This window comes from Soonwooa sp. T0.1_25 (assembly GCF_057652215.1).
In genome coordinates this window covers 1-4,745 of record NZ_JBYFBZ010000026.1, presented here as the reverse complement: position 1 = coordinate 4,745, position 4,745 = coordinate 1, and the positions used below count along the sequence as shown (strand labels likewise).

4 protein-coding genes are annotated in these 4,745 nt (G+C 32.3%); all 4 read right to left on the bottom strand.

What is annotated here, in order from left to right; translation table 11 throughout:
• Nucleotides 1-217 precede the first annotated feature (217 nt).
• The 4 genes from AC23MB_RS14035 to AC23MB_RS14020 all read right to left on the bottom strand — a co-directional run bounded on the left by AC23MB_RS14035 (nucleotide 218) and on the right by AC23MB_RS14020 (nucleotide 4,636).
• Nucleotides 218-2,008 carry a GmrSD restriction endonuclease domain-containing protein gene (locus tag AC23MB_RS14035; protein WP_487787607.1) on the bottom strand — a complete coding sequence of 597 codons (1,791 nt, stop codon included), beginning with the start codon at nucleotides 2,006-2,008 and terminating at the stop codon, nucleotides 218-220.
• 234 nt (nucleotides 2,009-2,242) lie between these two features.
• Nucleotides 2,243-2,833 (bottom strand): hypothetical protein, encoded by a 591-nt coding sequence (locus AC23MB_RS14030; protein ID WP_487787606.1) that lies wholly within the window; start codon nucleotides 2,831-2,833, stop codon nucleotides 2,243-2,245.
• A 1-nt stretch (nucleotide 2,834) separates the two neighbouring features.
• A complete protein-coding gene (locus tag AC23MB_RS14025) occupies nucleotides 2,835-3,908 on the bottom strand; it encodes a hypothetical protein (RefSeq protein WP_487787605.1) in 1,074 nt (357 codons plus the stop codon).
• Nucleotides 3,905-4,636, bottom strand: coding sequence for a hypothetical protein (locus AC23MB_RS14020; protein ID WP_487787604.1), 732 nt, complete (start codon nucleotides 4,634-4,636; stop codon nucleotides 3,905-3,907). Before AC23MB_RS14020 ends, AC23MB_RS14025 begins: the two co-directional genes overlap by 4 nt.
• Nucleotides 4,637-4,745 lie beyond the last annotated feature (109 nt).

Sequence of the window (4,745 nt, the reverse complement as noted above, 5' to 3'; positions counted from 1 at the left end):
TTATTAAAATAAAAAAGTTTCACTAATATGAAACTTGAATTTTTATGCGGTCTGTGTAATAGGGTGTCGCCTAACGGTTTGGGGCTTGCCGAAGGCGGGGATTTTTAGCACAAAAGTTCAATAGAATTACTGCTGTTGAACTTTGCATAAATGCTCAATCGAAGCACTTCAGCCCCGCTTTTGGCAAACCCTTGTTATGTGTTCGCCCTTTTTTGCATTATAGTTTGTTGTAGTATTCTTTAATTTTCAGAGCCATTAATTTCCGTCTTAAATGCAAAAATTCTTGATAATCGTCAATGTTCATTTCCATAATTTCGGTCGGAACGCAATTCATTTTCAAGTTGTCCAAAAGTTCTTGTTCGGTCGAAAGTCCACTAACCAAAGTATTGTTGTCAAGAATTTGAGTTTTGATTAGTTCAAAATAATCTTTTGGCGGTTTGTTGCCCACTTTTATATTCACTTCCGATTGCATATAAACGTAGTTTGCAATTTGGTTGTATTTGCTTCTGTCAAGTCCGTTTTTGCTTAAATAATCTTTTGGAAATAAGTGATGAATGTCGCCACGCAAAGAAATTAGGTCGCCAACTAAAACGTCTTTTGATAAAAATCCTCTGTCGTTGGCTTTAACTTGTGAAGCTAAAAAGACGTGGAAATATGGACTACTTGCAACCGAAGTATCTAAACTTTGTGGCAAAGAAGCATTCCAGAAAGCGTCAGAAAGTTCTCCGTCTTCTTTTTCTTTCAAATATTCAGCAAATGGTTTTTGTGAAATTTGTTTGATGTCGTAGTCAAACATACTTTCAGGTGAACCTGAATATCTTCCTGTCAAAATTGAGTAAACCAACCATTTTCTAACGTAGCTTTCTATTGCAACAGAATTTACGCCAAGCTCTTTCAATTTCAGATAAACGATGTAAGCGAAATTGATTGCGTTTTGCGAACGAATAAGTTTTGGCGAAATAAATCCTGCCGATTTTACAATCATTAAAAACCGTTTGAAATTGGTTTCGTTGATGAAATTGTAAACACCATTTTTGAGTTTCAAAAACGATTGCTCGGCAATTTCTGTTTCGTAACTTCTTGTTTCAAAGTTTCTTCCAGATAACAAACTTACCAAATCCGAAAGTCGTCCTCTGTTGAATTGCGAAGTAAAAGCCACACGAATTAAGTCGTTGTAACTTGGGTCGTACAAATCTTCGTTTTCAGTTTTGAGCCACGACATTTTTTGGAAAAAGTCGGTTTTCGCAAAATCTTTATCGTTGTCAACAATTTGCTTATAAAAATCTGGTGCAATCGCTAAATGACAAAAATAATCAATTGCTTTCCTCAATTCGTTTCCGCCATTTTCAGTGTCAGATGCAATTTTGCTCATCGCAAAATCTGCTTGACTTAAAACAACGCCTTTTGAATTTATTCTGATAAAAATTTCCGTTACGGTTTCAATGTCCAATTCGGGTGCAAGTTCAATCATACCGATTGGCTTTTTCACTATGCTGATTAATCTTGAAAATGAGTTTTCGATTAAATCTTCGTCAATGTCAGGATTGAGAGCCAAATAATCTCTAACCAATTTTAGCAAACTAATTTTACCTGAAAAAGCGTCCGTAATGTCGTGAAGCCAAACTTTGTCTTTTAAAATTGCAGGGTTTTGAACTTCAAAACGTTCTTCAATAGGGTTGAAGGCAATTTTGATTTTTATGCGTTGATAATTTTTGTTGATGACGTATTGTCCAAGAATTCCTGCTGTCAAAGCAGTTACACGTTGTTGTCCGTCAATCAAAACCTTTTTTCCTTCGCTTAAACTTCCGTCTTTCAGTTTCACGTTCGGATTTCGCCAAGCGATTACGTAACCGATTGGATAACCTTGATACAAACTGTCCATCAAGTCACGAACTTTTGAACTGTCCCAAACAAATGGTCTTTGAATTTCTGGAATTGCGATTTCGCCCGAATTTACCCAAGCTAAAATTGTCTCTATTAAATGTTGGTTTACTGAATATTTTTGCATTTGTCTTTTTGTCGTTCGTTTCTATTTAACACGGTCGTCATAGGGTAACACATAACGGAAAAAGTATTGGCGAAGTGCGGGCTAAAATGAACTGAAAGTTCAATTTCGACCAAACGGAGCCGATGCTTTTTCAGATTGTCTAAATTAAGAAAAAAAACAATATGAAAAGCAGCGGCGGATAAAAAAGTAGAGTAGTTCAACTATACCTTCTCCCCGCATTTTGCCAATACAATGTTAGCAGAAGGTTTTTTGTTTTCGTAATTCTTTTTCAGCAATTAATTCATCTCTTCTTTGTCTATAACTTTTTCGGCTTTTTAAAAAAATTCCATTATTTGCATAATCATCAAAATATTCAATAAAATAATCAAGTTCTTTATTTGTAAATTCATTTGGTTTCAAAAATTTTCGATTTTCATCAATTTCATTCTTTGTTCCAAATTTATCAATTTGATTTTCAATTTCATTTATCCTAGAAATTGACATTTTTTCATTTACTTCAATTAATTCATAATTTTTGGGATTTAGATTAGGTTGATTAATTAAATTTAGATATTCATTTAGAATTCTTTTTTCAACGAATATTTTCCCATTTCCATAAATATGTCTGTCTTTTTGATTTTTCTTTACTCCAGAAATCCAATATTCTTCTCCAGTTTCAATATCATAAAAATTCCCCTTCATTCTGTCAGAACCAATTCTCTGAAATGCTTTTCCATCAAAATAAAGAGTTTTTCCAGTTTTAGAAAATGATACAAGTCCAATCCAAGCAGGACCATTATCATTAAATCCAGTTTTTAATTCCAAATATTTAATTTCGATTTTCATTTCAGCGATTTGTTTGGATAAACTTTCTGCTAACGGGAAAGGGCTTGGCGAAGGCGGGGATAAGAAAGACGGAAATTCCAACTAAACCCGAACCGAGCAAAAACCATTTTCGTTTTTTCAAAATTACAAAAAAAATAAAAAAACGAAATGGTTTTTTGCGGCGAAAAGTGCTGAAATCTTCTAAATGATAACTCTCAACCCCGCTTTTGCCAAACCCATGTTGTGTGTAGTTTATCTTATAATTGAATTGCGAAACTTTTATATTCCAAAGTTTAAGAGTTTGACTTGCAATCAGATATTCTTCATTTTCTCGAATAACTAAATTGTCTGTAAATGAACTTACAAATTTTGCCCAATAATTATTTATAGAATCGTTAAGCAGAAAGTAAAATCCAGCATCTCCGAATTTTTTGCCTGATGAATCTAAAATTAACTCATTATTCTTTCCAACACTTGGTTTCATAATTACGGTTGCATTTCCTTTTGGTAATGGAAAAATAGCTTTTATACAAGTCTGATTTGAAGGTAATTTACAAGTTCCATAAATTCCAGAATAAATAACTTGCCCTGTGTTTTCAACTTTTCGTAGCCAAATAGTATATTTTAATTCATTTGTATTTTTGTCTAATAATTGGATGATTTCACTACTCAATTTTTCTTGAATATTGTTTTGTAATGGAATGTTAAGTTGATTAATTCTTTTACTGAAAAGTCGATTAACAATAAAACCAAACGGTTTGAAAAATGAATTCCATTTTACATCAAATATTAGCTCAAAATCTGAAGTTTTTTCATAAAAATCAATAACTTTTTGCGAGAGATTTTCTATTTCTTTATCTTTTAGATTCAATTCTTTGATTGAAGATAATAATCCTTTAGACTTTGAATTTCTTTGAATGGTTAAATTTTCCTTTTCAGCTAATTGAATAATAAATTCTTCTCCAATTCCATTTAGTTCACCGAAAGGTCCAATTAACCAATTTTCATCGATTGGATTAAATTTTCGACCAGTAGAAATTACCCATTGTTGAGTAAACAAATCTTGGAATTTCTGCATTGTATAAGCTAAATTCATCGCTTGGTAGTTTCTTTTGGTAAATAATTTGAATTTCCATTCCAAATTCCATGTTCTGAAATGGGAATAAATCGCAATGTAGTAAATTCGAAATGAAAATCCTTTCGGTTTCTTTCCTTCATTGCATTTGAATGACGTTTTGGATGTTCCATTTTTGAATGTCCATGAACCATTTCGGACATTTCCTTTTGTGATTTCCAAATAGAAAATGTTGAAATAAGATTTGGGTAACAAATTGAAGCTAAAGATAGAGTAGTGCCAGAATGATCTCGAACTAATTTTTCTACAGGTCTTCCCCAACGTAAAAACCTTGGGATTTCTGTGTATTTCATTCTTGCTAAAGTTACTGCAACAACAGCTTGATTTTCGTTGCTTATTTCTATTTGTTTTTTTGGAATATCAAAATGAGAAATTGAGCCCCATTGTCTTATAAATTTGAGTTTCAAGTACCAACTTTTAGAAAGTTGTTTACCAAATGAATTTGATAGCAAAAATTCTGAAAAAACTTTTTCATTTTCCCATTGAGCGAAAACAACAACAGTTCTAGAAAATAATCTTGTTGGTGCAAATATAGAAGAACCTAATTTCATTGCAGACATCGTTTCTGCGTGAATTAAACCCTTAATTTTATTTTTTTTGATTGGAAAAAGAACACTTTTTAAAGCAGTAAAAAATGGTAATTTAAATAAGTGATAAGAAAATAAATTTTGATTTTCGACTTCATTCATTTTATGACGAGTGTTCTTGATAAATTACACACAACGGGAAAGGGCTTTGCGAAGTTACGCCAAAAACGAGGCTGCCATAGCTTTGGAGGCGTAATTTTGCAAAACCCAT

Bases quoted from the DNA above. Each gene is read 5' to 3' on its own strand.
- AC23MB_RS14030 (WP_487787606.1), bottom strand. From the start codon at position 2,833: ATGAAAATCGAAATTAAATATTTGGAATTAAAAACTGGATTTAATGAT.
- AC23MB_RS14020 (WP_487787604.1), bottom strand. From the start codon at position 4,636: ATGAATGAAGTCGAAAATCAAAATTTATTTTCTTATCACTTATTTAAA.
- AC23MB_RS14025 (WP_487787605.1), bottom strand. From the start codon at position 3,908: ATGAATTTAGCTTATACAATGCAGAAATTCCAAGATTTGTTTACTCAA.
- AC23MB_RS14035 (WP_487787607.1), bottom strand. From the start codon at position 2,008: ATGCAAAAATATTCAGTAAACCAACATTTAATAGAGACAATTTTAGCT.